Source organism: Cupriavidus sp. FW305-F7, from assembly GCF_058782875.1.
In genome coordinates, this window is sequence record NZ_JBYSYC010000036.1 from 30,258 (window position 1) to 55,401 (window position 25,144).

The window sequence follows — 25,144 nt, forward strand, 5'->3', positions numbered from 1 at the left end:
GGTGTCAGATCTTGCTGGCGGCTTTATTAAGGAAAGCCAGCACGGACTCGCGATGCTCGGTGCTGGTGTAGCAGATGCCCTGCGCCTGGCTGCCTTGCGCAAATACCTGGTCGGCGGGAAGTTCGAAGGACTGATTCATGATGCTCTTGCCCAGCGCGATGGCGGTGGCCGAGCCCTGGCTCAGCTCTGCCGCCCACGCCAGCGCATCGCCGATCAGCGTTTCGGGCTTGCTCAGGCGGTCTGCAATGCCCAACGCCTTGGCTTCCTCCGCCTCGACTTTTCGACCCGTGAAGACCAGCTCCTTGGCAGTCGACAAGCCTACGCGGCGCGGCAGGAAATACATGCCGCCGCCATCCGGGATCAGCCCGCGGTTGATATACGACCACGAGAACGACGCCGATTCGGAGGCCACGACGAAATCGCAGCATAGCGCCGTATCGGCACCCAGGCCCGCCGCGGCGCCATTGACCGCCGCAATCGTGGGCTTCGGCATGGTATGCAGCAACTTTACAGTGTGGTGCACCCGCTGTTGGCGGCTCCACCCGTTAAAGCCAACTTCACCCTGCGGCGCTTCCATACGGCGCTGCATCCCGGCCACGTCGCCGCCGGCGCAGAAGCCCTTGCCGTTGCCGGTGAGCACCAGTGCGCGGATTGCCTTGTCGGCCGCGATGCGCTCCAGCGCATCGATGAATTCCGTACGCATGTCATCACTCATGGCATTGCGCTTGTCGGGGCGGTTGAAGGCGAGCAGCGCGATGCCCGATTCGATCTTCAGTTCGATCAGGGAATAGTTGTCCATGAATTGATCCGGTCCTGTCTATCTGATGTGTTCTGTCGTTGGCGCCGCGCTCAGTCGGCGGTGATGTTTGCTTCCTTGATAATCTCGCTCCAGCGCTGGCTCTCGGCCTTGACGTAGCGGCCAAATTCGTCCGGCGTGCCGCCACTCACGGCGAGGCCCTCTTGCTCGGCGCGCTTGCGAAATGCTTCGGTATGCACGGCTTTCTTCGCTGCCGCGTTCAGGCGCGTGATCACCGCCGGCGGCGTACCCGCCGGCACAAACAGGCCATACCAGCTATCGGCCACGTAGTTGGGCACGCCGCTTTCGGCGATCGTCGGCACCTTGCTCAGCGCCAGCGCCTGTGAACGCTGCGCGGTAGTGACCGCCACCGCGCGCAGCTTGCCGCTCTCCAAGTGCGACGCGACCGCTGCCGCCGTGGCGAACATCACGTCGACCTGTCCGCCGAGCAGATCCGTAATGGCCGGACCAGCGCCACGGTACGGAATGTGGTTGATCTCGACCTTCGCCATCTTCTTGAACAGTTCGCCTGCCAGGTGCGCGGAGGTACCCGCGCCCTGCGATGCATAGTTCAGCTTGCCCGGCTTGGCCTTTGCGGCGACGATCAGGTCCTGCACGGTCTTGATCGGGCTGTCCGGCTTGACTACCAGAACATTGGGTGAGCGCCCCACGAGTATGACCGGCGAAAAGGCCTTGTCGGTATCGAACGGCAGCTTCTTGTGCAGGCTCGGATTAACGGCGTGGGCCATGGTCGCCATGACCAGCGTGTAGCCATCGGGCGCGCTTTTGGCCACCGCATCGGTCCCGATGATGGTGCTACCGCCAGGCTTGTTGTCGACGATGACGGGCTGGCCCAGATCCTCGCCCATGGTGATGCCCATTGCCCGCGCCACCAAGTCGGTGCCGCCACCGGGGGCAAATGGCACGACCAGGCGAATCGGCTTGTCGGGGAAAGCTGCCATTGCAGGGAGCGGCACGGCGGTGACCATCGTGAAGGGGATGGCAGCCTTGGCAAGCTGGCGGACGAATCCGGTACGGATCGAATGCATGGAGTGTCTCCTGGAAGGATTTGAAACGCTGCGGACTTGTTCACCAAACTACGCCGCGTGCGTCTTATTTGTTGGAGACAGCTTAGGCTTTGTCACGTTGACATTCACCCCCGCAATTCCACTGTATGGAATTTGCATGTATCAACAAACCGCGCGAACGAAAAAAAGCCCGGCAGAGCACACAAACTTTGCCGGGCCGACGCCCTCTCCGGACCGGTCCCAGAATGCCAGCCCGCAGATTGAGGACTCTAAGCAGACGCCGGAGGGAATCCGGCGAGCACCTTACTCGGGCTTGACGTTCCGCTCCGCAATCAAACCTGGACCACTTTCCCCGTCCGCGCGGATCCGATCGGAGAACTCCGCGGCGGTGGACGGCGCCGGCGCCAATCCCATCTTCGCGAGATTGGCCCGTCCTTGTTTTCTAGTGTTCTTCAGACGGCGCCATTCAGCTCCTGCACAATCTTGGGAGGTCTGCCAGCGGGGAACATCAGACCGTACCATTTTTCGGCATACACGCCCTTGATGCTGCTTTCGTCCAGCGTCGGGACGTCCGGCAGGTAAGGTAGCCGCTTGGCGGTGGTCACTGCGACAGGCTTCAGTTTTTTGCCCTCGATGAACGGCACAAGCCCTGACGCATCGCCAAAGAATGCATCGACCTGCCCGCTGATCGTATCGGTGATGGCCGGCGCCGCTCCCTTGTACGCCACATGCAAGAACTCCGCCGAGGTCGAGGCCTTGAACAGTTGGATCTCCACGTGCTGCATACTGCCAGTCCCTGACGATGCCAGCGACACCGAACGGCCCGTACGGCTCTGGGCCACGAGATCCTTGGCGGAGTTCACCTTGGACTGCGGGGGCACCGCCGGGACCTGAGGCGTCGTGACCACCATGGATACCGGCACCAGGTTCCCTCCGGACGGTAGGACAGGTTTTTATACAGCGAAGGATTGATAACAATCGCTCCAGCGCTGGTCAGGAAGAACACCGAGCCATCTGCTGGGCCCTTTGTCACGACACTGACTGCGATGGCGCCGCAATTGATGGCAGTTTAAAGAACCGCGCCACAATTGCGCCATTCTTTTAAGCGAACTGCGCCACGTCCGACATGTTCCCTGCCCACGCTCTGCTAGAAGTATCCGGAAAGCCTCCGCGGGATTAATGCTTACCGAGTTGCTGGCACAGCATCCCGACGTTGCACGGCGGACAGCACAACGCTGGATGAGCCAATGGATCGATGATCGACAGATCATGGCGATCGGCGAAGGTCGCGCCCGTCGTTATTTCGCTGCGAAAGCGACCGAGTTTGCCGCTGCCTCCCCGGAGGAAGACCGCTTCCCGGGTTACATTCCGCTTTCCGCCGATAGCCGGGACATCGTGGCGTATATCGATCAGCCTCCGGAGGCGCGCAAGCCTGTAGGGTACCAACGCGACTTCCTTGACGCCTATCAGCCCAATGTCACACGGTACCTGTCGGAATCACTTCGGCGTCAGTTACCCGATATGGGCAAGACGGCGCAGGCTGATGCGCCCGCTGGAACCTACAGCAGGGCCATCCTGAACCGGCTCCTGATCGACTGGCATCGAGTCATTTGGAGGGCAACACCTATTCCCGCCTCGACACCCGGGAGCTGATCGAGCACGGGAAGGCGGCGCAAGGCAAGGCGGCCATCGAAACACAGATGATTCTCAACCAAAAGACTGCCATCGAACTGCTGGTGGAGAACATCGGTACGGTAGGTCTCGACCGCTATACCTGGATGAGCCCTGTCAGCACCACAGCAAACTGAGGAAGCACTAGATGCCCTGCTCGGGAAAGTGAATCAGATTGCCGATCCCTTCGAACAATCATTCTTCGCGCTGGTGCACCTACCATATCTGCAGCCATTCGCGGACGTGAACAAACGAACCTCGCGCCTGGCGGCCAATCTGCCGCTATTCCGCGAAAACCTCTGTCCGCTCACATTCCTGGATGTACCGGAGCAAGCGTATAGTCGCGCCATCCTCGGCATGTATGAGATGACCCGCGTCGAATTGCTGCGCGATCTCTACGTTTGGGCTTACGGGCGCTCAACGCAAGAGTACCTGGCCATCAAGCAGGACCTGGCGGAACCCGATCCGCTACGCCTTGCCTGGCGTGATGTGATCAAACGAACGATCCGTGACGTCGTGCTGCAACCCGATCAGGATGCGCTATCCGTGATTCGGCAGGCCGTCATGGCAAGAGTGCAAGAGGCTGATCGTGACAACGTGCAAGGGCTGATTGTTGAAGAACTCCGGCGCCTGCATGAGGGCGTACTGGCCCGATACGGCTTGCGACCCTCGGAGCTCGCAGCTTGGAAGGCATCGCAGTTGTCGGTGCCACCCAACTGATTGCTCGCCGCGCAGCGAGAATTACTGGCCTGGGAAGTCCACGCTCAACGAGGGAAAGGACATGGTGAGCGGCACACGAGTTGCTGGTAGGCCGCGGTAAAGCCACCCGAGGTAATCACGCGGATCTCGTCTGCCCAGGCTGGAGCAGCCAGCCAGAGCATGGGAACCATCAAGGTATGCCTGGCGGCAAAGATTGTCAGCTTCATGTCGACTCCAATTATTCACAGCTACGGACCGCGCTGACAATCAGTCTTCTTTCATATTGGCTGCGCGCGCGATCGGGCCGAGGCGAGCCTTTTCGCCAGCCAGGAACGTGGTGAAGTCTGCCCGCGTCCCGCCCATCGGCTGGATACCTTGCGGGATCAGCCTGGCCCGCAGTTCAGGTGACTTGATGGCGACGTCGATAGCCTTGTTCATCTTATCGAGGATCGCATCAGGGGTACCACGCGGTGCGAATACGCCGGACCAGTGACCGATGAATACGCTGGGATAGCCGAGTTCTGCGGTGGTGGGCACATCCGGCATCGCGGCAATGCGGGTATTCCAGGTGGAAGCGATCGGTCGCAGCTTACCGCCCTTGACCTGCGGAAGAACCACAACACTGGCTTCGGAGGTGGCGTCTACTTGTTTGCCGACAACGGCGACCATACCTTCTGAGCCACTCTTGTAGGGAATGATCTCAAGTTTTGCGCCGGTCGCCAGCTTCAGCATTTCCGCGACGAAGTGCGGCGTGCTTCCGGTGCCCGCCGTAGCGAAATTTAGGCTCCTGCCGCCCTTGCCGCTGGCAACCAGACCCTTGAGGTCCTTGATCGGAGAGTCGGCGGGCACCACGATGACCGACGGACTGACGGCCAGCATGGCGACGGGCACCAGGTCTTGCTCCTTGTACGGCAGGTGGGCCTTGATCATGCCGTTGGTGATCACGCCGGCTGCCGGTGCCAGGAAGGTATAGCCGTCCGGCGCGGACTTGGCCACATAGTCGGCACCCAGTACCGAACCGGCGCCAGGCTTGTTCTCTACGATGATAGGCTGGCCCAGTTGCTTGGACGCCGCATCTGCCACGGCGCGCGCAACCAAGTCGTTGGCGCCGCCAGGACCAAACGGTACAACGAACTTTACAGGCTTTGCGGGCCAGGTTTCAGCCCAGGCGGTCAAGGTGCATGCAGTCAGGGTAAGGGTGAGCGCGAGATGGCGAACGGCGATTTTCAACGTAAGTCTCCGAGATCAATCTGTTTATGTGCGCTTTGCGGCACGTCACCACGTCCCGTTCAGGCATTGCAAGAATATTCGGAGACGGCTAATCTGTGAATTGCAATTTTCCGATGATCTGATGCATTTCACGCATTAATTTCGTCCTGGAAAATCTGCAAGCGTTTGTCGCTATCGTCGAAAAAGGAAGGTTCCATAGGGCCGCCGAAGCACTTCACATTTCGCAGCCCGGGCTCAGCCGGCGGATCGAGAAACTGGAAAAGTCGCTTCGCTTGCTGGACCGCACGACAACGACGCGCGGAAATGACAAACATCGGTAGGCAATTCCTGGAGGATGCACGCGCAACTCTGAAATGCGGTATTCCGGCTCGGTGACGAGGCCACGCTTCAACGCGGGCTGGTGACAGTGGCTGCCATACCGCCTGCTGCGCTGCATTTTCTGCCCCAGGCTGCTTCCTTCGGGCGATCACGTCGATGCTAGCGGAGGCGACCACGTCACCGCTGCACTCCCGCAGCGCCATGGTGTACGAAATCACTACCGAGCAAGTCTTGCTGGAAAAGAATGCAGACGAGATCGCGCCGCTCGCCTCGCCTGACGCGCACACGGTAGGGTCGGTATCACACAAAGGCGGCCTGCGGCGCGCCAGCGCCACAGTCTCCGCTACCAAGACGCACGGGGCCGCCGCGCGGCAACCTTTGAAGCGTGTGCGCGCCCACTCACGGCGCAGCAGCGGCAGTGAGAAGCAGATCAAAGCCCCACCGCGACAGCGAAGTCAGCCGCAGATTGGCGAAAATCCCGGGAATCGGGCCCATCACAGCGAATGCACTGGTGGCTTGTCACGGCGCACGAGCGGTATGCCGTTACGCTGTCACCAAGCCGAAGCCTTCTTCTGAGTGGGTCATGAAAGTACAACATCGGAACCTCAATATCGCTGCGGTAGCATTGGCCAACAGGAATGCTCGGATCGTTTGGGCACTGTTAGTCCACAGGCGTAAGTACCAGGCGGATTGCACGCCTGCCACGGCAAGCGCGTAATCCGCCTGGCCAAGTTCCACCAAGGATATTGCGAAGGAGCCCACCACCGATTGCACTGGCAACAATGAAGTGATGGCAAGACAGGTCAGACCATGGTTGGCAGAACCCGCGTTATACAGCGCACTCCGAGTGCACCCTTCTGATTGGGGAGCCAACCAGCGAATTCCATCAGGGCCGGCGGTCAATTCCCACATATGAGGCCGGATGTATGGCCGCAATCTCCACCCTCGAACCCCATCACACCTTGAAAACCTGGCAGTCCCGGGGGCGTCCATGTATGTATAAGGAAATGAATTCAACCGGGGTTTCGTCAACCACGTATTCCCGGGCGACGACAATAACCGGCTGTTGTGTGTAGCGTCGTGCAAAAATAGCGCTTGCATTTTGCCCCCCCACTAAATGTCGTCCCCCAGCTGCGGAATTTGAAACGTCTTCACGACAGTCGTGAACCACTTGTTTCCTGCGAAGCCGCCCTCCCCTTCGGATTTCATGCCCGCATCGTCGACAGGGCTTTGACCAAGTCTTCGACCTTGAACGGCTTTTGGCAACGCGGGACATCGCGATAGGCCGGCGCAATGGCTTCGGCGCCATAGCCCCGTCGCGAAGGCAAAGCGGATTCCCCGGCTTGCCAGCGCGTCGGCAATGGCATAGGACCGCTCCCCGTGCAGGTCGATGTCGAGGAGCGCGGCGTCCAGCGTCGTGCCTTGGCTATCGATCAAGGCGAGAGCCCCTTCAGCCCAGCCCACCGGTCCAATCACCTCGGCGCCCTCGCCTTCGAGCAAGAGCGTGATTGCCTGACTAACCCCCGTAGTCGTCCTCGATGACCAGGATACGACGGCCTTGCAGAGTTGGCACATGATCCGTGGGCGCCTCCCGTTAAGCTTCCTTCCGCTGCTGCCCAACGGTCTGCGGCGGTTCCAGCGGCACCTCGATCCGGCAGCGTACGCCGCTTCAAAGCGAAGCTGCGTGCGGGCCTTGAGCGTGAAGGTCAGCGCCTTCTCGATCAACTGCCGTCCGTAGCCGCATCGCGTCGTTTCGGGCACTGCAGCCGGCCCAACGCCCGAGCAGCGGCCCCATACGCCCAGAGCTCTTTTCAATGTAAGTTTGTTCCTACAGCGAAAAAATCCAATCTCCGAGAACACGTTTCGTGGCTGCCTGCTCAACAGACGAGCCTCCCAGCACTACGCTGAAATCGTGGTGGTTGACGAGAGTACAGCCTTGTATCAGCTATATGAACTTTGCAATGCTGCGTGGGCGCCGTTTCTTCCCTGGCTTCATGCAAGCGCGACCTTCTTGAGCGCTCTTGAAAACGCACCGATGGCCGCCCCAGCCACCCACCTCGCTGCCGGGTGTCAATTGCTGGTGCGACTTTGCAAGCGCTATCCTAAGAGGCCATTTGGCCTGACCCAAATATCGATCGACGGTCACCAGGTTGCGGTCAGCGAAGCGGTGGTATTGGACAAGGCGTTTTGCCGCCTGCTGCACTTTGAGCGCGCAACTCCTCATCGCCATCCGGTCGTCCTGCTCGTCGCGCCGCTTTCGGGCCACCACGCCACGCTGCTGCGCGAGACGGTGCGGGCGATGTTGCCAGACTTCGACGTCTATCTCACCGATTGGCGCGACGCTCGCCAAGTTCCGCTCGCCGAGGGTGTCTTCCATCTTGATGAGTATGTCGACTATGTGCGCGAGTTCATCGGCTACTTGGGACCGGACATTCATATCGTCTCCGTATGCCAATCGACCGTGCCGGTGCTCGCCGCGGTATCCCTGATGGCAAGCCATGGTGAGCCCACACCGAAAAGCCTCACATTGATCGGCGGTCCGGTTGATGTGCGGCGTGACCCCACAGTGGTCAATACGCTGGCATTCAATAAATCGCTCGATTGGTTCGAACGCCAAATGATCGATACCGTGCCTTCTATGTACCCTGGAGCCGGCCGCAGAGTCTGCCCGGGCTTTCTTCAGCATTTGGCCTTCATCGCAATGAATCCCGATCGCCACCTGAAATCGCACCTGAACTATTACTTCGATGTAGCGGCAGGCAAAACCGAGTCGGCCAGTATGCATCAATGCTTCTACGACGATTTCAACGCCGTGCTCGACATGGATGCTGAATACTATCTGGAGTCCGTGCGGGTGGTCTTCCAGGAATGTCGCCTGGCACGCGGCATTTGGCGCGTGCATGGCGAGCACGTACGCCCGGGCGATATCCGGTCCAGTGCCCTAATCACCGTTGAAGGCGAGCACGACGACATTTGTGGCCGCGGCCAGACCCGAGCAGCACACGATCTTTGCACAGGTATCGACGACTCGCGCAAGCATCATCTGACCGCTCGCGGCTGTGGCCACTACGGGATCTTCTCCGGCGCTCGGTGGTGCACCCGGATCTATCCACGCATTCGCGCTCTCATCTATGGGTATGCCGCGTGACCGTTTCGGGCTTCGGAGTCTTGTGATTGATAAGAAACTAGCTTCCCCAGCCAAGCGCGGAGGCAGTAGCCTGTCGCATCAGAGCACGGATGCCGGGGTATATCTCGGAGTGCCATCGGGGGCCACAGAAGAGGTCATAATGGCCGCACCGGCGCGCCGTCACGTGCCGCTTGTCGCGGGCGGCAAGGCCCCGGCACAGACCGTGCGCTGCGTGGGTCTGCCCGCTGCCGGAAATGGTGTCGTGTTCGCCTTCAATGGTCAGTAGTGCAGTAGTGCGGATGTCTTGCGGGCGCACGGGTTGGCCTCGCACGAACCAATTGCCGCGCGCCGGACGAAACTCCTGGAACACGATCCGGATGGTATCCAGGTAGAACTCGGCCGCCATGTCGAGTACCGCGTTGTACGTATCGCAAACGCGCCGGTGTGCTTCGGCACGCTCGTAGTCACCCCTTGCGAGCTCCAAATAGTAGTCCTGATGCGACGCCACCAACAGCCCCGGCTGGGCTGCCGCCAGGCCGGCAAGTTGCAGGAAGCTCGGGTACACCTTGCGACCGGCGCCGGCGTAGCGACCGGGCACCGTGTAGATCAAGTTCCGTTGAAACCATGCGAGCGTGTGGTCTGCGGCCAGCCTTCCGACCGCAGTGGGGCTGCAGCGCGCATCGATCGGCCCGCCGATTAGGATCAGACTCCTTGGGGTCGGCTCATCGGCGCTGGCCAACAAAGAAACTGCGGCCAGGGCTGGCACGGTAGCCTGGCAGATGGCAAGCACGTGCAGTTGTTCCGACGAGCCGATCTGACGGATAAACGCCTGCAGTTCGATCACATAGTCATCCAGGTGGAACGGCCCTTCCGCAAGGGGAACGCGGCGCGCATCCGTCCAGTCCGTCACATAGACGATATGCTCCGGCAAAAGGGCTTGGACGACCTCGCGAAGCATGACGGCGTGATGCCCTGCAAGGGGCGCACAGACCAGCACAGCGGGTCTTGGCTGGCAAGTGTCGGCGCCAAGTGCGAGCGGATCAGCTGCAAAGCGCAGCAGACGGCAGAATGCCCTGTCCAGCACAACTTGTTCGACCACAGGGATGACGCGGCCGTTGTGCTGGACGGCAGCGATGCCAAACGTCGGCTTGTCGTAAGTTTTGCCGAGGCGGTACAGCATTTCGTAACCCGCGGCCAAGGCGGGGGCGCCCGGTACCTGCGATAGGGGGCTGTTATGATCGGCAAACGCGTTGGCTGCGCTCGCCGCCCACGCAGCGAATGGCGCGAGCAGCGCGCATTGATACTCCATGAACTGGTACAGCATGGAAACCTCCAGGAAGTACACCGGGCTAGTCGGCGATCACGATCCGATTTCCAGAACGATGGGAGCCGCTGTCTAGGCGGACTTGCCACGGTTCGCGTTTGTGGCGGCCGGCGCCTCCGCTGATGCGCCGGGCTGGACCAGAGTTTCACTATAGGTCGGGCAGGTATTGCTGCAGTGCCAAGGATGGAGGCATCGTCCCGCAGTGAACGAAAGCCTGCGCGCTAGTACGAAACTTTAGCATTCGGTACCCTCGCCGCTGCTTTGCCAATTGCTGAACGAACCGGCTATACCGCCAGCTTGTACAAAGCAAAGTCGCCACCCCATCACCACCCCCGGGTCGCTTAGTCTCGGCCCGCACTAGAATGCGGTAACGCTAGCAGTTCGTTCGTGAACCACCTTGCGGAACGACATGTACGGTGGTGAATCTGACCCCGCCGACATTGCAGCGTAGGCGGGGTGAAACGTACGGCAAAAAGGAAGAGCGCCGGTACGGGTTCTCCGTGGCGTCGAGCTTGACCAGACCGTGCGAATCCGGCACATGGTAGGCGCCCATGGCGGGTATGTCGTCACGGACGATGCGTCCGATCAGGGCGGGCTCTACGGCTGACAGGGAAACTCCAGTTTTGACTCACCTTGCACATCACGGGAGAGGCCACCCAGCAGCACGGCGAGGCGGTGACGCATCAAACCGGAAAGCTCCAGGCGACGGAGATGCCAACATAGGTAATCGTGCTGCGGCCCCTGTATTCAGCCCATTACATAGCAACAACCGCGCAGGCAGGCGAGCCGTATCCGGCGAGCCGATTGTGACCTGCCAGGCATAATTTCGATACCGGACCGAAGGTCTACGGTGGCATCGAAGAGGGCCTCATATGGAACGGAGAGGAGATCACAACGAAGACCTAATCGGGAGACCGGCCGAAATCTGCAGTACCCAGGGGGCAAAGCTGCCAGCGTCAGCCACAAAAATCGGAAATTGCCCGACACCGGAATCGCCCTCCTTCACCTAGAAGGAAAACATGTTCTAACACGGAGGAGGTGTTTGGATGTCTGGCAGAACCGTTCGCGTAGGCCGACCTGCATCTCGGCGATGTGGGTCAGGTATCGCTCGCCGGGCCAGCTATCCAAACGGGCCTGTCTGACCGCACATCAATCGCGAGCGCCTGCCATCGCCCCCCAGGGCAATAGGACGGCGATGGACAAGACTGTGGCTATGGGGCCGCTCTCGCTCGTGCCTCACCTGTTGCATGGGTTTCGCTCATCCGCACCGCTGCAACCACACCCGACAGCAAGGTCAGCGCCGCGACCAGCCAGATCGCCGTCGGCACGCCGAACATATCCGCAGTAATACCGGCCAAGAGAGCTCCCACTGCGTAGCCAAGGTCACGCCAAAGCCGGTAGACGCCCACTGCGGAAGCGCGCCAGGGAGGGTGGGCCACGTCGCCGATCGTGGCGAGCAAGGTTGGATAGACCATCGCCGTGCCGATTCCAAGCAAAGCGGCACCCAGACCAAACACGTGGAAATCTGCTGCTACTGCGGTGACGGCAATCCCCCCTGCCTGCAACCACATCCCCGACACGATCAGCCACTTGCGGCCAATCTTGTCCGAAAGAGCGCCGGTGAGAATCTGCAAAGCGCCCCAGATTGCTGGATAGATCGCAGCTAGCACGCCGATTTGCGCCAGTGTCATCCCTGCTGCGGCAAAGACCAGCGGGAACAGGCCCCAGGCCATGCCGTCGTTAAGGTTGTTGACCAGCCCAGCCTGGCTGACGCTGGAGAGATTGCGATCGGTCAGCGATGTGCGGCGGAAAATCTCGGCTTGGCTGAGCTTGTCCGCAACTGCTTGAGGATGGTGCTCACGCAACTCGTGCACGACGTGGTCCCGAGTTTCGCGAACCGCAAGCGCGGAAAGCAGCAGCCCGGCAGCAACGTAGACGACGCCCAGGTAGAAGGGTTCGGGCCTGAGACCGAAGTGGGCGGCGGTCCAACCAGTGGCCAGTGCGCTGGCTGCCACCGCGAAGTATCCGGCAAATTCGTTGAGCCCCATGGCCAGGCCACGCTGCTTCGGGCCGACCAGGTCGATCTTCATGATGACTGTGGTGGACCACGTCAGCCCCTGGCTCACGCCCAACAGGACATTGGCTCCGACCACCCAATTCCAGTTGGGTGCCCACATCAGAATGAATGGGACCGGTATGGCGACCAGCCATCCGGCCACCAAGACTCGCTTCCGGCCGAAGCGATCGGAAAAACGCCCGGCAAAGTAGTTCGTCAGTGCCTTGGTGAGTCCAAACACCACGATGAAGGATAGAACCGACGTGCGCGCCGCGATGTGGAATTCCTGCTCGGCAATGGCCGGCAGGATACTGCGCTCTAGGCCCACCATGGCACCAACAAATGCGTTGACGAGGACCAGCAGCGAAAACTGGCCGAGGTTCTCACGCAGCCCGAGGCGGATCGGCGCCGTGTTCATGCCTTAGCGCCCCCAACCCAGATTTTCCCGCACCATCGCTTCCATGTTGGCAGGTTGAGGGGGGATCTCCCTGATCAGGTATTCGACGAAAGCGGATTTCTCCAAGGTGAGCGCTGCGTTCCAGCGCTTCTCGAAGCCAATGGTCGACGCAGGCTTGCCAGACAAGCCGACGCCGCACGCGCTGCCAGCCTGGTGCCCTGGGTAAATCTCGAGATCTGCAGGCAGCGTCAGCAACTTCTGATGCAGGCTGTCGTAAAGCTGGGCGGCCATCTCGCGTTCCATGCCAGCGAGGTCGGGGCGTCCGACGGCCCCCACAAACAGCGTGTCTCCAGTCATCACAAACCATGGCTCGTCGCCTCGGCGCAGGTCGCGCACCAGCAGACAGACGCTGTCGGGTGTGTGCCCGGGAGTGTGCAGGACGTCGACCAGCACATTGCCGGCCTCCAGTCGCTGGCCATCGACCAGCGGCGCGAAGTCGAATGCCACCCGTCCCTTGTTGCTTTCGTGCAGGTAGTAGGGCGCATAGACCTGACGCGCCAGCGCGGGACCCCCGGAGTAGTGATCGGCGTGTACATGGGTGTCGATCACATGGGTAATCACCACGCCCCCCTTCTTGGCCTCGGCAATGAACCAGGCTTCGTCACCGGCGACGACGTCGACGGCAACTGCCTTGCCGACACCGGTGCATCCAAAGAAATAGGACAGCGTGGCGTTTTCTGCGGGGCGTTGCCGGAAGAACATAACTGTCTCCTGTGTCCAAGCGCCTTCATGGGTTGCCCTGAAGCTCGATGGGCAACCCGTGGGCCCGCCACTCGGCCACGCCATCGGTCAGATGGAAGGCATGGTAGCCCTTGCTGCGCAGGAACTCGACAGCGTCCTTGGCCATCAGGCAGAAGGGTCCTCGGCAGTAGGCAACCACAGGCATGTCTTTGGGGATCTCGGCAAGCCGCTTCTTAAGCTCGCCCAGCGGCAAGGAGCGAGCATGCGGTAGGTGGGCCGCGGTGAACTCATCGGCAGGGCGTACATCCAGCACCAGCACCTCCCCTGCCCTGGCCTTCCTCAGGATGGCGACCCGGTCAAATCCTTGAAGGTCATCGTCATGCTCGACGATGGTCGCCAGTGCCACCTGCAATTCGACCAGCCGCTCTTCGGCTTCGGAACGCAAGGTCACCCAGAGGTCGGCCACACCGGTGCTGGCCAGCCGGTACACGACATACTTTCCATCCTTGCGAGTCTCGGCAAGGCGGGCCCCGCGGAGTTCCTTGAGATGGGCGCTAGCCAGCTTCACGCTGATTCCCGCTTGGGCAGCTAGTACCTCGACCGTCTTCTCGCCCTGGCACAGGAGTTCGATGAGCTCCAGCCGCTTCGGGCTGGCTACAGCTTTCCCGATCCGGGCGACCTGCTCGTAAAGGTGATTCTTCAACTCTCTCATGCAATCATTCTAGTGAATATTAGAATTATGGCAAGATTTCGCAGCGAAGGACCCAGTGGGCCGTGGCAAGCGCATCGCCGTCGTGGGCAGCCGACCTTCGCTCAGCAAGTGAGCCAAGGCAACCTCGTCCAAAGCCAGTCGCGGCAATTCCACTACGCGTTCGGTCGTCGCGGGCCTCTAGGCGAATGAGCATTCGGGTCGTCGTAGTGTCGTTTGGAAGAGGTCCGCGATTGAAGCATGAAGGCGACTCGGGAGGAGGAAATCCTCGTCGAAAGCCCGAATGGGTACGAAAGTCGGCCATAGCGGTCGCATTTCTCTCTTCGGAATGATTCCGGTGGCGAGAATCGGCGGCCGATGTGTCGCCCCAATTTCCCGAGCCCGTTTTCGCTTGGCTTTTTTGCATGCGTATCTCTCAGGCTGCAGCAACGATACGTGCTCTGACAGAAACGGCCTTCACGCGCTACGCGCGCGATACACCGGCCTCCGCAAATACGTTCCCTAGCCCAGCGGCAAGCAGCAACGCGCGATCCCCGGCAGGGCACAGGGACCGGTCAGGGTGCAAGGTACTATCACCACTACCCCCGCGCCCGGTACCTTGGATTGTCCTGCCTGAAGAATCGCGTTGGTGATGGCCCCAACATCGGCTTCCTCCACGGGTCTCGATCTTGGTGTGCACGGGAATATGCAAACAGTCCAGATCCCATCAGTTGTCCTTGACGCTCGAGAAGTCACACCGTACATTATCTGGAACGATCATTCCAGTTATGGATTTCCATGCGTACCAAGGAATTCGAACCCGACGAAATCGCCGATGCCGCCATGCGCGTGTTCTGGGAGCGCGGCTATGCCGCGACGTCGGTGCAGGATCTGGTCGAAGGCACTGGCTTGTCGCGCAGCAGCCTCTACAGCACCTTCGAAAACAAGGAGGGGCTTTATCGGAAAGCACTACGCCGCTACGAGGCGGTGACCAGGGCCAACGTGGAGTTGCTGGCGGGGCCTGGTTCCGTCAAGGATCTGATCCGGCAACTGCTGATACACATCGTGCAGGATGAGCTGGGCGATCCGCAGCGGCGCGGCTGTCTGGTTGCCAACGCGACGCTGGAGCTGGCAGGCCGTGACGAAGCGGTCGCCGAACTGGTGGCGCACAACTTCCAGCGTTTGCAAAAGGCATTGGAGAAGCTGATCGTCCGAGGACAGCAGTCGGGCGAAGTCGCCGCCGCGAAGAACCCGCGCGCGCTGGCACGCTTTTTCGTCAATACCATGCAGGGGATGCGGGTACTGAGCAAAGGCAGCACCGCACAGCAGCGCCGGCAATGCTTGTTGGACGTAATCGACGTGGCACTCGATACGCTTTAGCCACAGCCCGTCTCCTTCGCACGCCAGCGTGCTGGGGATTCGGGTTTTTATTTGATCTAAACTGGAACGATCGTTCCAGTTAGAAATTTCACCACCGACCTCTTCAACCTGAAAGGAGTTCTTCATGACCACTGACAAGCATCCGACCATCGCCGTCCTCGGAACCGGCCTGATCGGCGCACCGGTTGCGCGCAATCTCCGCAAGCGGGGGTTCACGGTACAGGCCTGGAATCGAAAGACTGCCAAGGTACAGGCTTTAGCGGCTGATGGAATCCAGGCATTCGACAGCCCCGCCGATGCGGTACGAGGCGCCGACATCATCGTGACCGTGCTCAAGGACGGCCCCAGTGTCCAAGAGGCCCTGCAGGCTGCCGCACCGGCCTTGCACAAGGGAGCCATCTGGCTGCAACTGAGCACGGTCGGCATCCAGGGCATTGAAACCCTTGCCGCGCTGGCCGATCAGCATGGGCTGGTCTTCTATGACGCGCCGGTGCAAGGCACCCGTCAGCCGGCCAAACTGGCGCAACTGGTCATCCTCGCCTCCGGCCCGGTCGATCAGCGCGCAGTCGTTCAGCCGGTCTTCGATGCCATCGGCAAGCGCACCTTGTGGGTGTCGAAGCAAACGGGCGCCAGCAGCCGCCTGAAGCTCGCGCTCAACAACTGGGCCTTCGCGCTGACCCACGGGCTTGCTGAAAGCCTCGCACTGGCCAAAGGGCTGGACGTCGATCCAGCGCTGGTGGTGGATGTGATCACGGGCGGCCCGATGGACAGCGCTATTTCCAAGCCAAGGCCGCTGCCATCCTGGCCGGAAACTACACCGCCAGCTTTTCCATTGTCAATGCGGTGAAGGACGCCCGCCTGGTGGTCGATGCTGCCGCCCAGGCCGGAGTGCAAGTGGATGCGGCGCAGGCCGGCCTCACCCGCTTCGAACGTGCGCGGCAAGCCGGACATGGCGACAAGGACATGGCGGCGTCCTACCTCGCCTGATCTGCATGGGAGCAACCACAGCATGAACATTCAAGATCATGAAAAACCCGCAGCAGCGCCTGCGGCAACCGCCGAGGGGCTACCCGTCTGGAAACTGCTGGCGTTCACGATGGCGGGCTTCCTCGCCATCATGACCGACACCTCACCCTCACTATCAACGATAGTATTGGGGAAACCAGCGATGTACCATTAACAATGGCTGCAGCAGTCTCACTCGGCGACGGACCCAGCTTCGCCGGCCAGCGCTGTCTCGAATCGGAGCTGCACGATCGGGGATACTCGCGACACTCGGCAGATAGCTACTACTGTGAAAACTCATCTGGTCGTCAGCGGCACGGCAGACCGCAAGAACGTCAAATGGATGAAGAAGGTCACCGGTGAGCAAACCAACGGCCGCTAGGAATAGTAAGGCTGCGGCATTAATCTTGGCTTTCGCCCTGGGTCATGCCACAACGCTAAGCAAGGCTTCCTAGCGAACACTTTCCCACCAGCGGTTGAATTGGTGCGTTTGTTGTTTATCGAGCCGTACCAACGCACCCGGCTTCGGGGTGGGCAGACGGTACGCCTTTGCCCTGGCTCGCCTGGGTAATCTGCTTGAGTGGCTCGTCCCAGTCATGAGCGGCAATACTGAACCGGCCTACATAAAGCGAGTACTGTTCCACGCAGCCACGTCTTCATTGCCTATTATTCTCTATCTAACACTTTCCCCATCACGCCGCATCCTCGGCCATTCTCTGGCAAGTAGGAATGCGGACGGCGATTGTAGAAGTGGCAATGGCCGGCGGCGCGTAGCGCGGCCAGATGGTCACGAACTCGGAGTGGCTCTTTCTCGAGTGGCATGTTGCGAATTTCCTGCACAGCGTCCACTGCACCTAGCGGGTCGGCGGCGAGCGGCGCGAACAGCGCGTCGAAATCCCGAGTCGCCGGCCAATGCTCCGCAACCAGTTCGAAAGTCTTGAAGGCCGCAGTAAGAATTGACAGGCTGCTTACGAGTACTTCGGCGATCTGCTGGCGCGAAACAACACCATCTCTGGGGTCGCTGGCCCGGCGGGTATCGCCTTGAAGCGACACCAACCGTTGCTGATCGGGTTCGTTGTAGTCGAACCAACCGGGCCGCACAGTCGTGTAGGGGCACCCGCTGGCGCGCACCAGCCGTTCCGAGCGCCGCTTCCAATCGTGGCCGCCGAGGAGGCCCAAACGGGCATCCTCTCGCTTGGTCACACCAATGGCAGTCATGAGCGCGATCCGCGGTTTGAGATGGCCTAGGGCCATCAATACATTACGTACACCACCATAGTCGACCTCCTCTGCACGCTCGCCGCGCACGCTTCCCGCCCCCAGTGTAAAGACGATGGCATTGGGGCCCTCCACTATCTTGGCCAAACCATCAGGGCGGGTAACTTCGCCTACGACCAGTTCTGCCTCCGGCGGTAAGACGCGCCGAGCCTTTGCAGCGTCTCGGACCAACGCCCGAACCGCATATCCTTGCCTAAGGGCCTCGGCGACCACCAATCGCCCGATACTGCCGGTAGCGCCGACGACCAGCACCATCTTGGCGGCCGGTGAGTCCACTGCCGCGCCTTGGTCGAAATGTTGTGCAGCCATCAGCATCCCCCGGTTGTCATCGGTCGAGTGGACTGAAGCAACGGACGTCCTTGCATCACAGGGTTTTCGCGAAGAACGCTGTCAGCTTGCCGATTGCGGCGTCCACATATTTGGGAACCCAGTAGGTTTCGATATGCGTGGCGCCATCGATCTTGAACAACTCCTTATCCTTCGTGCCCTTAGCCTTGGCGAACGCATCCTCGCTCATATACAGGCTATCGGCCTTGCTGCCGGCGATCATCAACAGCGGCTGGTTGATCAGTTCGATCTGGTTGGTGGCGTCAAAGCGCATCAGGTCCAGCAAACTGCTCGTGGTGTATTTGAAGGTCGAGCCGGGGTGCGCGTGCGTCTTCCAGTAATATTCGTAACCCTGCCGATACAGATCAAACGGCAATTTTGCGATCTGCGCATCCGTCAGATTGGCGTCCCCCGAATAGAGGACTTCCCCGCCGGCCACTTCTTTGGCGCGAGCAGCCGAAGCCTGCTGCAGGCGCTCCTGGATGGAGTCCAGTTGCGAATCCTGGTAGCCATTGCGACGAACCCGTCCGGAGTTGAACATGCTCACCGTCGCAATCGACTTGAATCGCTTGTCGGTTTGCGCTGCCGCCAACGAATAGCCACCGCCGCCGCAGATGCCGAGCAGGCCGAGACGCGCGACATCGACTCCAGCATACCGACTGATGAAGTCGGCCATGCCATGGATGTCTTCGATACGGTATTCAGGTTTGTCCACGTTTCGGGGCTTCCCGCCGCTCGCACCCTGATACGCGGCATCCGCGGCAATTGTAATGTAGCCCTGTTCCGCTAAGCGCTGCGCATACAAACCTGCTACCTGTTCCTTCACCCCGCCATTCGGGTGAGCGACCACCACAGTCGGATAGGTCTTCTTGGGATCGTAGTTTGCCGGAGTGTAGACGTTGGCGGCAATATCCAAGCCATTGAGCTTGTATTTGACCGGATGGATATTGACCTTCTTTGGCTCATTCTTCGAAATCGCCCCTTCGTAGGCCAATGTGAATGGATTCTTCCTGTAGTCGGCCGACCACGCTTCGCCGCCCACGATGCCGACGGTTGCGGCCAAGAGCGTGGCCTTCAAAACTGTTCTTTTCATGAAAATACTCCTTAAAGCCAAAACAAAGCGCACCATAGAAGGATGCTCACAGGCCGTCATGACTATCAGCGATTGATGCGTAACCTTCGCGTCTTCGCTGAGGTTGGCGCCCGCACTCCGTCAGTCCAGGTTCTTTTCTGCGAGAAACTTCGATACCACGTCGGCAATCTGGACATTGTTCAAGTCCGACATCGGGAAGTGTGTGTTGCCCTTGATGCCGATCTCGGGCAGATGCACCACCGTCACGTCGCCGCCATGGCGGTTGACCGCATCACGCCACAGGCGGGCCATTTGCAACCGAGCACGCCAACTGTCCTGGGCCGGCAGGTCCATGCGCTGCTCGGGAATGTTGTCGCCATAGAGGATCAGGATCGGTATCCGCGTCAGTGCCGTGAACTGCGGCAAAGCCACGGCCTCGCCTTTCACGGTGTCGAACGCGCTCGGGATGGGCGCGGGCACTTCGCCCTGCGGGAAAATGAAACTGCTCCCCGGCTCGAACGAGACAATGGCCTTGACCTTGCCGTTTTTGATCGCGGTCAGCCAGCCTGGCCCGCCACCTTGAGAATGGGTGAACAGGATGCCAGGGCCGGTGCGATCGAAAATGGCCGATACCCCGTCCGATACGACGTTCATGTCAAATGGGCCGGTGTTCGGCGTCATTGCGCGGAAGAACTGGTTGAGCGTCTCCGGCTTGCGGTCGAACTGCACGCCCTGGAAGTAGTTCGGCCACAGGCCAACCCGAAACTGGTTGAACCAGAGTTGCTCATCCGGGGTCGGCTTGAGGCTAGCCTCGGCCATGCTGCGCCCCGCATCGCCACGTCGCGGTTGGTCGATCAAGTACACGCCGAACCCGCGCCGTAGGAAGATGGTCTGGAACCCCTCGCGGCCATCGGCCGTCGTTTCCCAGGTCTTGGAGAACTGGCCCGCGCCGTGCCACATGACAATGGGCAACTTTCGGGCATGGACCGGGATCTGGTAAAAGGTGTAGGCGTGGTCGCCACGGTAGGTCTGGCCCGCAGGCTCCAGCGGCTTTCGCGGATTGAATGTGCCTGGCGCTGTGGTTATCGAACCACCTGCGGCGAAGCTCCCTTGCTCTTGGACCTGCAGCGGGCCTGTGGAATTGCTGGAGCCACCGGGGCGGGTTGCGCACCCAGTGAGCAGAGCCACCATGGCGAGAGTCAGCAGGGTTTTGGTAACTTTCATGCTTAGCCTCCAGATGCAGCCGCAAGCGCCCGGTTCAGCGCTTCGTTCGCACGCTTGGCGGACTCGGCATCGCCGCTCTCGGCCAGCACCGTTGCCAACTGCCGCAACTGCCCAGCCGTCAGCCCCACCCGCATGCTGGCCCGCATGTGCGAGCGCAATTGCGCCTCCACGCCCGGCGTCGCGGCCAGCGCTCCGACGGTGGCCAGTTCGCGGCTCTGCCAGTCGAGGTTGTCGCGCTCGAAGATGTCGCCGAACAAATGCGCCTGGAGGAACTGGTTGATGACGGGCGCGAAGTCGAACACCGGGCCTTGAACTGGCCCGCCGGAAATCTTGGTCTGATTCGCTTTACCCACCGCAACCAGTTCACCTCCGGTAGCAATGGCTCGACTGGGTTCTCGCCCCGGCGCGTCCTGAATGCCGCGCTCTCTGCGCGCTTCCAACACCTTCAACAACTCCCCCAGCGCGTTGAGGCTTCTGGGGAAACCGGCGTAGGCATAGAGCTGCACCAGGATTTCCTTGGCCTCGCTGGTGGTCAGGCCCGCGTCTAGCCCTTGGTTTAACGCAGCGTTGAGTTTGGGCATGTCGCTGGCGGCCATGAACGAGGCGATCAGCGGAATGGCCCGCTGCTTGGCGGAAAGTGTTTCGGAGGAGGCTTGAGGCATGGCATGCGTCTCCACAGTGTTCTGGGCGGCGTGACCGGCTTCAACAGTCAGAGCGAAGCCTAAAGCCAAGATGGCAGAGACAGTTCGCGCCTTGCGATACTTAGCGAGCGTTGTATTGATCATCGGTCACTTTCTCCATCCAGATAACGCTCTTGCCATCCCTGTAGCCGCTCATGGCCAAATGGGTCATTGCGGTGTTCGGCGCGGCGCCGTGCCAGTGCTTGACGCCGGGCGGGCACCACACCACGTCGCCAGGGCGGATGATCTGCACGGGCTTTCCCCATTCCTGCGTGATGCCCACGCCTGACGTCACAACCAGCCGCTGCCCTGCAGGATGCGTATGCCAGGCGGAGCGCGCGCCAGGGTCGAACGTCACGTAGGCGAGCGATGCGTTGATGTTTTCGTTGGGGGCAAACAAAGGATCGACGCGCGCGCGTCCAGTAAAGTATTCGCCCGAGCCGAATGTGGAGGTTTGCTCGCCTGCCCTGATGACCTGCTGGGTAAGCGCTGCAGCAGGCGTGCCACCTTGACTTTGCGCATTGACTGCACTGCCAACGGAGGCGACGGCACAGATGGCGACTCCAAAGAAGAGAGACTTGTTCATGAAAGTTGATCCTTTGATGCCGGGCGTGCGCACATATCCTCCTTCGTGGGTCGAAACAGGGCTCGTTGCTGTCCACGTCCTGGGACTGACTCATCGCGAAGAGAACGCAGCGGAAAACCTCGATGCGGGATCGCATGGATCTCGTCGAACTGCGGAGCATCCAACCGAGATGCCGCGTAACCTTACGCCATCCCATATCTGGCGATTGCCATCGTACGGAAGTTGGCCGTTTCGATTAAGGCCGATATTCCGCATAGACTACTGAGCTGATCTCATGAATGGTCCGCCTCCATCTATGCGTAGACGGATCCACATGGCGGTCAACCCAAGGGCCAAATGGGAAGGCGGCTATTGATCCCGCCGGTCGTGCCCTTCAGCGAGAACTACTCCCGATGCCGCAAGGCGTCAGCAACGACCATCAAGGCGCGCGACGATTGCCGACGGCTGGGATAGTAGAGGTAGTAGCCCTGATAAGGAGTACACCAATCATCGAGTATGCGGATCAAGCGCCCCTCGGCGATGTGCTCTAGCACCATGTCTTCAGGGACATAGGCAAGACCATAGTCGGCCAGCGCCGTTCTGACGATGGACGAACTGTTGTTGAACACCCATTGTCCGTTCACGCGGAATTTGACCTCTTGCCCGCCCTGGTCGAAGTCCCACGGCAACAATCCGCCATGTGTCGGAAGTCGCAGGTTGATGCAATTGTGCTGCGTCAAATCATGAGGCGTCTTGGGCATGCCTCGGCAGGCGAAGTATCCGGGTGAGCCCACGACAGCGATACGCAGGTCCGGGCTGATACGCACGGCGATCATGTCCTTGTCCACCCGATTGCCCAAGCGCACGCCTGCGTCAAAGCGCTGGGATACGATGTCCGACATCGTGTAGTCGATGTTGATCTCGACGTTGATGTCAGGGTAGTCCCGCATGACCTTGGACAGCTTGGGCCATAGCACGCTGTTTGCTGCGTGCTCCGCCGATGTAATGCGAATGGTTCCGGCAGGCTTGGCGCGCAGCTCCTTTACAGCGGCCACTTCGGCATCGATCTCGTCGAACTGCGGCGCTACAGTGTTGAACAGGCGTTCGCCCGCCTCCGTGGTCGCAATGCTGCGCGTGGTGCGCGCCAACAGCCGGACGCCCAGGCGGGTCTCCAGACCCCGAACGGCGTGGCTCAACGCTGAAGGGGAGACTCCAAGCAGCGCAGATGCCCTGGTAAAGCTGCCTTCGCGCACCACATGGACGAAGGCAAGGACGTCATTGAAAGTCTCCAATGCCATGACTCACTTCTCCTTCGGAGGATAGCGCAGCGCATCAATCAGCACGGTCATCGCGCGAGACAACTGCCGGCGACTGGGGTAATAGAGGTGATACCCCGGCAATGCAGGGCACCAATCCTGAAGGACCTGCTGAAGCCGGCCCTTGGCGACATAAGGCCGTGCCATCTCCTCCGGAACGTAACCAAGACCAAAGCCATCTAGCGCCGCATGAAGGATTTGCCTTGTGCCATTGAAGACGAGCTGCCCTTGGACCCGCACTTTGACTTGGTGCCTTCCCTTCTTGAATTCCCAGGCGTAGATATCCCCATGGCTCATCAGCCGCAGATTGATGCAATCGTGATTGGCCAGATCCTGCGGCTTCAGGGGCGGTGGGCGCTTCGCCAGATAGGCGGGTGAGCCGACGATCGCGATGCGCATGTCGGGGCTGATGCGCACCGTAGTCATGTCCCGAGCCAGGTCGTCACCGAGGCGCACGCCAAAGTCGTATCGCTCCGTCACGATGTCAGTAAAACGCGACTCTGCAGTGACCTCGACTTTGATCTGCGGATACCTGTGGAGCAACTTTGCAAGCCTTGGCCAAAGCACCGTTTCCGCTGCATTCTCCGTGGCGCTGATGCGGATGGTGCCCGCAGGCTTATCACGCAGTTCTCCCACCGCCGTCAGTTCCGCCTCGATCTCCTGGAAACGAGGGGCGATGTTCCGCATCAAGCGCTCGCCCGCCTCTGTCGGCGAAACACTGCGGGTGGTCCGGGTCAGCAGCCGAACCCCCATCTTGGTCTCAAGCGCACGAATCAGGTGACTCAGCGCTGATTGAGACACGCCGAGCTGCGCGGCTGCACGCGTGAAGCTCTGCTCTCGCGCCACCGCTATAAACGCCAACAAGTCGTTGTAGCTGTCTTTGGGCATTGATGAGTTCAACTCACAAGAATATGTCGATTTTACTATCTAGTTGTTCAGAAGTGGGACCGCTACATTGCTCAATGCAGTGGTCCCACGACGATTCCGCAAGGCCCGGAAGGTCCTGCAGATGCTTGGACATCGCCTGTCGCGGCAATATGCCAGGCGGTCCGGCCGGGCATTCGACCCGGCCGTCATCGAGCACTTGCTGCACGCCCTCGCTGGCGATGCAGGGGATCGGCTTCACAGGAGAAACGAAAAATGCAAAAGCGCAAACTTGGAAATAGCCATCTGGAGGTCTCGGCCATAGGTCTCGGCTGCATGGGCTTGAGCCACGGCTACGGCCCGGCCACGGGCACCAGGCAGGCGATCTCGCTGATCCGGGCTGCTGTGGACAGCGGCGTAACCTTCTTCGATACGGCAGAGGTATATGGCCCCAATCTCAACGAGGAAATCGTCGGCGAGGCGCTTGCTCCGGTGCGCGACCAAGTGGTGATCGCCACCAAATTCGGCTTCACTTTCGGCAACGACAACAAGCAGCAGATCCTCAACAGCCGGCCGGCGCACATCCGCTGGGCGGTCGAAGGCTCACTCAAACGCTTGAAGACGGACGTGATCGACTTGCTTTACCAGCACCGGGTCGATCCCGAGGTGCCGATCGAGGACGTCGCAGGAACAGTCAAGGACTTGATCGCCGAAGGCAAGGTCAAGCACTTCGGTCTATCCGAGGCAGGTGTTCAGACTATCCGCCGTGCGCATGCGGTGCAGCCTGTCACTGCTTTGCAGAGCGAATATTCGCTGTGGTGGCGTGAACCAGAGAAGGAGGTCTTGCCGACGCTCGAAGAACTCGGCATTGGCTTTGTCCCCTTCAGCCCCCTCGGAAAAGGCTTCCTCACCGGAACCATCGGTACGGAAGCCACGTTCGGCAGCGATGACTTCCGCAGCATCGTGCCGCGCTTTTCACCGGAAGCCCTGCAAGCCAATCAAGCCTTGGTAGATCTGCTAAGCGAAATCGCCAAGGGCAAGAGTGCGACTTCCGCGCAGATCGCACTCGCATGGCTGCTGGCGCAAAAGCCGTGGATCGTGCCGATCCCCGGAACGACCAAACTGCACAGGCTGGAAGAGAACCTTGGCGCGGTCTCGGTGGAGCTTTCCCCGACAGATCTGGGCGAAATCGCGCAGGCCTTGGCGGAAGTCAGAATTAAAGGTGACCGCTATCCCGCCGCGTTGCAGGCGCGCGTAGGACGATAACCCAGGGATATCTCAATGGCTTCTGTTCATGCTTCGACTCGGCGCACGGTAATTGGGTGCGTTCTTTTCATTCGCCCATGACCGGTTTCTCC

General features: G+C 60.4%; 25 protein-coding genes and 3 pseudogenes. 10 read left to right on the forward strand and 18 right to left on the reverse strand.

Annotation, left to right across the window (positions count from 1 at the left end; genetic code table 11):
- Window positions 1-4: 4 nt before the first annotated feature.
- From AC3WL8_RS27985 to AC3WL8_RS27995, 3 genes are all read right to left on the reverse strand, one after another.
- A complete protein-coding gene (locus AC3WL8_RS27985) occupies window positions 5-799 on the reverse strand; it encodes an enoyl-CoA hydratase/isomerase family protein (protein WP_492379258.1) in 795 nt (264 codons plus the stop codon).
- A 50-nt stretch (window positions 800-849) separates the two neighbouring features.
- Complete coding sequence (locus AC3WL8_RS27990; protein WP_492379259.1) at window positions 850-1,845, reverse strand: tripartite tricarboxylate transporter substrate binding protein; 996 nt, start codon at window positions 1,843-1,845, stop codon at window positions 850-852.
- Window positions 1,846-2,276: 431 nt separating this feature from the next.
- Window positions 2,277-2,735 carry a tripartite tricarboxylate transporter substrate binding protein gene (locus tag AC3WL8_RS27995; protein WP_492379260.1) on the reverse strand — a complete coding sequence of 153 codons (459 nt, stop codon included), beginning with the start codon at window positions 2,733-2,735 and terminating at the stop codon, window positions 2,277-2,279.
- A 328-nt stretch (window positions 2,736-3,063) separates the two neighbouring features.
- Between AC3WL8_RS27995 and AC3WL8_RS28000 the strand changes: the two genes are divergently transcribed.
- Both AC3WL8_RS28000 and AC3WL8_RS28005 read left to right on the forward strand, forming a co-directional pair.
- Window positions 3,064-3,477 carry a hypothetical protein gene (locus AC3WL8_RS28000; RefSeq protein ID WP_492379261.1) on the forward strand — a complete coding sequence of 138 codons (414 nt, stop codon included), beginning with the start codon at window positions 3,064-3,066 and terminating at the stop codon, window positions 3,475-3,477.
- A 183-nt stretch (window positions 3,478-3,660) separates the two neighbouring features.
- On the forward strand, window positions 3,661-4,215 hold the full coding sequence (locus AC3WL8_RS28005) for a hypothetical protein (RefSeq protein ID WP_492379262.1): 555 nt from the start codon (window positions 3,661-3,663) through the stop codon (window positions 4,213-4,215).
- A gap of 74 nt (window positions 4,216-4,289) precedes the next feature.
- Here AC3WL8_RS28005 and AC3WL8_RS28010 read toward each other — a convergent pair.
- Both AC3WL8_RS28010 and AC3WL8_RS28015 read right to left on the reverse strand, forming a co-directional pair.
- Window positions 4,290-4,421, reverse strand: a pseudogene (locus AC3WL8_RS28010) (substrate-binding domain-containing protein); the annotation flags it as partial.
- Window positions 4,422-4,461: 40 nt separating this feature from the next.
- A complete protein-coding gene (locus AC3WL8_RS28015; RefSeq protein WP_492379263.1) occupies window positions 4,462-5,424 on the reverse strand; it encodes a tripartite tricarboxylate transporter substrate binding protein in 963 nt (320 codons plus the stop codon).
- A 173-nt stretch (window positions 5,425-5,597) separates the two neighbouring features.
- On the opposite strand from AC3WL8_RS28015, the gene AC3WL8_RS28020 reads away from it, so the two are divergent.
- Both AC3WL8_RS28020 and AC3WL8_RS28025 read left to right on the forward strand, forming a co-directional pair.
- Window positions 5,598-5,744 (forward strand): helix-turn-helix domain-containing protein, encoded by a 147-nt coding sequence (locus tag AC3WL8_RS28020; protein WP_492379318.1) that lies wholly within the window; start codon window positions 5,598-5,600, stop codon window positions 5,742-5,744.
- A 437-nt stretch (window positions 5,745-6,181) separates the two neighbouring features.
- Window positions 6,182-6,460: pseudogene (locus AC3WL8_RS28025) on the forward strand (IS110 family transposase); the annotation flags it as partial.
- A 395-nt stretch (window positions 6,461-6,855) separates the two neighbouring features.
- Here AC3WL8_RS28025 and AC3WL8_RS28030 read toward each other — a convergent pair.
- Window positions 6,856-7,242 (reverse strand): response regulator, encoded by a 387-nt coding sequence (locus tag AC3WL8_RS28030; protein ID WP_492379264.1) that lies wholly within the window; start codon window positions 7,240-7,242, stop codon window positions 6,856-6,858.
- Window positions 7,243-7,678: 436 nt separating this feature from the next.
- Here AC3WL8_RS28030 and AC3WL8_RS28035 point away from each other — a divergent pair, with 436 nt between their 5' ends.
- The gene (locus AC3WL8_RS28035) at window positions 7,679-8,890 is read left to right on the forward strand and encodes a polyhydroxyalkanoate depolymerase (protein ID WP_492379265.1); all 1,212 of its coding nucleotides are present in this window, start codon (window positions 7,679-7,681) and stop codon (window positions 8,888-8,890) included.
- Between the two features lie 37 nt (window positions 8,891-8,927).
- Here AC3WL8_RS28035 and AC3WL8_RS28040 read toward each other — a convergent pair whose 3' ends face one another.
- The 5 genes and pseudogenes from AC3WL8_RS28040 to AC3WL8_RS28060 form a co-directional block, all read right to left on the reverse strand.
- The gene (locus AC3WL8_RS28040; RefSeq protein ID WP_492379266.1) at window positions 8,928-10,193 is read right to left on the reverse strand and encodes a polyhydroxyalkanoate depolymerase; all 1,266 of its coding nucleotides are present in this window, start codon (window positions 10,191-10,193) and stop codon (window positions 8,928-8,930) included.
- A 484-nt stretch (window positions 10,194-10,677) separates the two neighbouring features.
- Window positions 10,678-10,803 (reverse strand): annotated as a pseudogene (locus AC3WL8_RS28045) (histidinol-phosphate aminotransferase); the annotation flags it as partial.
- Between the two features lie 601 nt (window positions 10,804-11,404).
- Window positions 11,405-12,667 carry an MFS transporter gene (locus AC3WL8_RS28050; protein WP_492379267.1) on the reverse strand — a complete coding sequence of 421 codons (1,263 nt, stop codon included), beginning with the start codon at window positions 12,665-12,667 and terminating at the stop codon, window positions 11,405-11,407.
- Between the two features lie 3 nt (window positions 12,668-12,670).
- A complete protein-coding gene (locus AC3WL8_RS28055) occupies window positions 12,671-13,408 on the reverse strand; it encodes an MBL fold metallo-hydrolase (RefSeq protein ID WP_492379268.1) in 738 nt (245 codons plus the stop codon).
- Window positions 13,409-13,433: 25 nt separating this feature from the next.
- Complete coding sequence (locus AC3WL8_RS28060; RefSeq protein ID WP_013959588.1) at window positions 13,434-14,099, reverse strand: ArsR/SmtB family transcription factor; 666 nt, start codon at window positions 14,097-14,099, stop codon at window positions 13,434-13,436.
- A gap of 774 nt (window positions 14,100-14,873) precedes the next feature.
- On the opposite strand from AC3WL8_RS28060, the gene AC3WL8_RS28065 reads away from it, so the two are divergent.
- The 4 genes from AC3WL8_RS28065 to AC3WL8_RS28080 all read left to right on the forward strand — a co-directional run bounded on the left by AC3WL8_RS28065 (window position 14,874) and on the right by AC3WL8_RS28080 (window position 16,635).
- Window positions 14,874-15,455, forward strand: coding sequence for a TetR/AcrR family transcriptional regulator (locus AC3WL8_RS28065; protein WP_492379269.1), 582 nt, complete (start codon window positions 14,874-14,876; stop codon window positions 15,453-15,455).
- A 124-nt stretch (window positions 15,456-15,579) separates the two neighbouring features.
- Window positions 15,580-16,302, forward strand: a complete 723-nt coding sequence (locus AC3WL8_RS28070; RefSeq protein WP_492379270.1) for an NAD(P)-dependent oxidoreductase — start codon at window positions 15,580-15,582, stop codon at window positions 16,300-16,302.
- A complete protein-coding gene (locus tag AC3WL8_RS28075) occupies window positions 16,299-16,442 on the forward strand; it encodes a hypothetical protein (RefSeq protein ID WP_492379271.1) in 144 nt (47 codons plus the stop codon). Before AC3WL8_RS28070 ends, AC3WL8_RS28075 begins: the two co-directional genes overlap by 4 nt.
- 22 nt (window positions 16,443-16,464) lie before the next feature.
- Window positions 16,465-16,635, forward strand: coding sequence for a hypothetical protein (locus AC3WL8_RS28080; RefSeq protein WP_492379272.1), 171 nt, complete (start codon window positions 16,465-16,467; stop codon window positions 16,633-16,635).
- Window positions 16,636-17,126: 491 nt separating this feature from the next.
- Here the strand turns inward: AC3WL8_RS28080 and AC3WL8_RS28085 are convergent, their stop codons facing one another.
- The 7 genes from AC3WL8_RS28085 to AC3WL8_RS28115 all read right to left on the reverse strand — a co-directional run bounded on the left by AC3WL8_RS28085 (window position 17,127) and on the right by AC3WL8_RS28115 (window position 23,810).
- Entirely contained in the window at window positions 17,127-18,053 is a 927-nt protein-coding gene (locus AC3WL8_RS28085; RefSeq protein ID WP_492379273.1) for an SDR family oxidoreductase, read from the reverse strand.
- 49 nt (window positions 18,054-18,102) lie between these two features.
- The gene (locus AC3WL8_RS28090) at window positions 18,103-19,158 is read right to left on the reverse strand and encodes an alpha/beta hydrolase (RefSeq protein ID WP_492379274.1); all 1,056 of its coding nucleotides are present in this window, start codon (window positions 19,156-19,158) and stop codon (window positions 18,103-18,105) included.
- Between the two features lie 120 nt (window positions 19,159-19,278).
- On the reverse strand, window positions 19,279-20,361 hold the full coding sequence (locus tag AC3WL8_RS28095; RefSeq protein ID WP_492379275.1) for an alpha/beta hydrolase: 1,083 nt from the start codon (window positions 20,359-20,361) through the stop codon (window positions 19,279-19,281).
- 2 nt (window positions 20,362-20,363) lie between these two features.
- On the reverse strand, window positions 20,364-21,146 hold the full coding sequence (locus AC3WL8_RS28100; RefSeq protein ID WP_492379276.1) for a carboxymuconolactone decarboxylase family protein: 783 nt from the start codon (window positions 21,144-21,146) through the stop codon (window positions 20,364-20,366).
- Window positions 21,124-21,627, reverse strand: a complete 504-nt coding sequence (locus AC3WL8_RS28105) for a (R)-mandelonitrile lyase (RefSeq protein WP_492379277.1) — start codon at window positions 21,625-21,627, stop codon at window positions 21,124-21,126. Before AC3WL8_RS28105 ends, AC3WL8_RS28100 begins: the two co-directional genes overlap by 23 nt.
- Window positions 21,628-22,010: 383 nt before the next feature.
- A complete protein-coding gene (locus AC3WL8_RS28110) occupies window positions 22,011-22,904 on the reverse strand; it encodes a LysR family transcriptional regulator (RefSeq protein ID WP_492379278.1) in 894 nt (297 codons plus the stop codon).
- A 3-nt stretch (window positions 22,905-22,907) separates the two neighbouring features.
- On the reverse strand, window positions 22,908-23,810 hold the full coding sequence (locus tag AC3WL8_RS28115) for a LysR family transcriptional regulator (protein WP_492379279.1): 903 nt from the start codon (window positions 23,808-23,810) through the stop codon (window positions 22,908-22,910).
- Window positions 23,811-24,062: 252 nt separating this feature from the next.
- On the opposite strand from AC3WL8_RS28115, the gene AC3WL8_RS28120 reads away from it, so the two are divergent.
- A complete protein-coding gene (locus tag AC3WL8_RS28120; protein ID WP_492379280.1) occupies window positions 24,063-25,052 on the forward strand; it encodes an aldo/keto reductase in 990 nt (329 codons plus the stop codon).
- Window positions 25,053-25,144 lie beyond the last annotated feature (92 nt).

What these genes read in the sequence shown, in the direction of transcription:
- AC3WL8_RS27995 (WP_492379260.1), bottom strand. Translation starts at nt 2,735, where the DNA reads ATGGTGGTCACGACGCCTCAGGTCCCGGCGGTGCCCCCGCAGTCCAAG.
- AC3WL8_RS28060 (WP_013959588.1), bottom strand. Translation starts at nt 14,099, where the DNA reads ATGAGAGAGTTGAAGAATCACCTTTACGAGCAGGTCGCCCGGATCGGG.
- AC3WL8_RS28095 (WP_492379275.1), bottom strand. Translation starts at nt 20,361, where the DNA reads ATGAAAGTTACCAAAACCCTGCTGACTCTCGCCATGGTGGCTCTGCTC.
- AC3WL8_RS28070 (WP_492379270.1), top strand. Translation starts at nt 15,580, where the DNA reads ATGACCACTGACAAGCATCCGACCATCGCCGTCCTCGGAACCGGCCTG.
- AC3WL8_RS28065 (WP_492379269.1), top strand. Translation starts at nt 14,874, where the DNA reads ATGCGTACCAAGGAATTCGAACCCGACGAAATCGCCGATGCCGCCATG.
- AC3WL8_RS28110 (WP_492379278.1), bottom strand. Translation starts at nt 22,904, where the DNA reads ATGGCATTGGAGACTTTCAATGACGTCCTTGCCTTCGTCCATGTGGTG.
- AC3WL8_RS28115 (WP_492379279.1), bottom strand. Translation starts at nt 23,810, where the DNA reads ATGCCCAAAGACAGCTACAACGACTTGTTGGCGTTTATAGCGGTGGCG.
- AC3WL8_RS28055 (WP_492379268.1), bottom strand. Translation starts at nt 13,408, where the DNA reads ATGTTCTTCCGGCAACGCCCCGCAGAAAACGCCACGCTGTCCTATTTC.
- AC3WL8_RS28090 (WP_492379274.1), bottom strand. Translation starts at nt 19,158, where the DNA reads ATGAAAAGAACAGTTTTGAAGGCCACGCTCTTGGCCGCAACCGTCGGC.
- AC3WL8_RS28040 (WP_492379266.1), bottom strand. Translation starts at nt 10,193, where the DNA reads ATGCTGTACCAGTTCATGGAGTATCAATGCGCGCTGCTCGCGCCATTC.
- AC3WL8_RS27990 (WP_492379259.1), bottom strand. Translation starts at nt 1,845, where the DNA reads ATGCATTCGATCCGTACCGGATTCGTCCGCCAGCTTGCCAAGGCTGCC.
- AC3WL8_RS28080 (WP_492379272.1), top strand. Translation starts at nt 16,465, where the DNA reads ATGAACATTCAAGATCATGAAAAACCCGCAGCAGCGCCTGCGGCAACC.
- AC3WL8_RS28050 (WP_492379267.1), bottom strand. Translation starts at nt 12,667, where the DNA reads ATGAACACGGCGCCGATCCGCCTCGGGCTGCGTGAGAACCTCGGCCAG.
- AC3WL8_RS28000 (WP_492379261.1), top strand. Translation starts at nt 3,064, where the DNA reads ATGAGCCAATGGATCGATGATCGACAGATCATGGCGATCGGCGAAGGT.
- AC3WL8_RS28100 (WP_492379276.1), bottom strand. Translation starts at nt 21,146, where the DNA reads ATGATCAATACAACGCTCGCTAAGTATCGCAAGGCGCGAACTGTCTCT.
- AC3WL8_RS28105 (WP_492379277.1), bottom strand. Translation starts at nt 21,627, where the DNA reads ATGAACAAGTCTCTCTTCTTTGGAGTCGCCATCTGTGCCGTCGCCTCC.
- AC3WL8_RS28120 (WP_492379280.1), top strand. Translation starts at nt 24,063, where the DNA reads ATGCAAAAGCGCAAACTTGGAAATAGCCATCTGGAGGTCTCGGCCATA.
- AC3WL8_RS27985 (WP_492379258.1), bottom strand. Translation starts at nt 799, where the DNA reads ATGGACAACTATTCCCTGATCGAACTGAAGATCGAATCGGGCATCGCG.
- AC3WL8_RS28085 (WP_492379273.1), bottom strand. Translation starts at nt 18,053, where the DNA reads ATGCTGATGGCTGCACAACATTTCGACCAAGGCGCGGCAGTGGACTCA.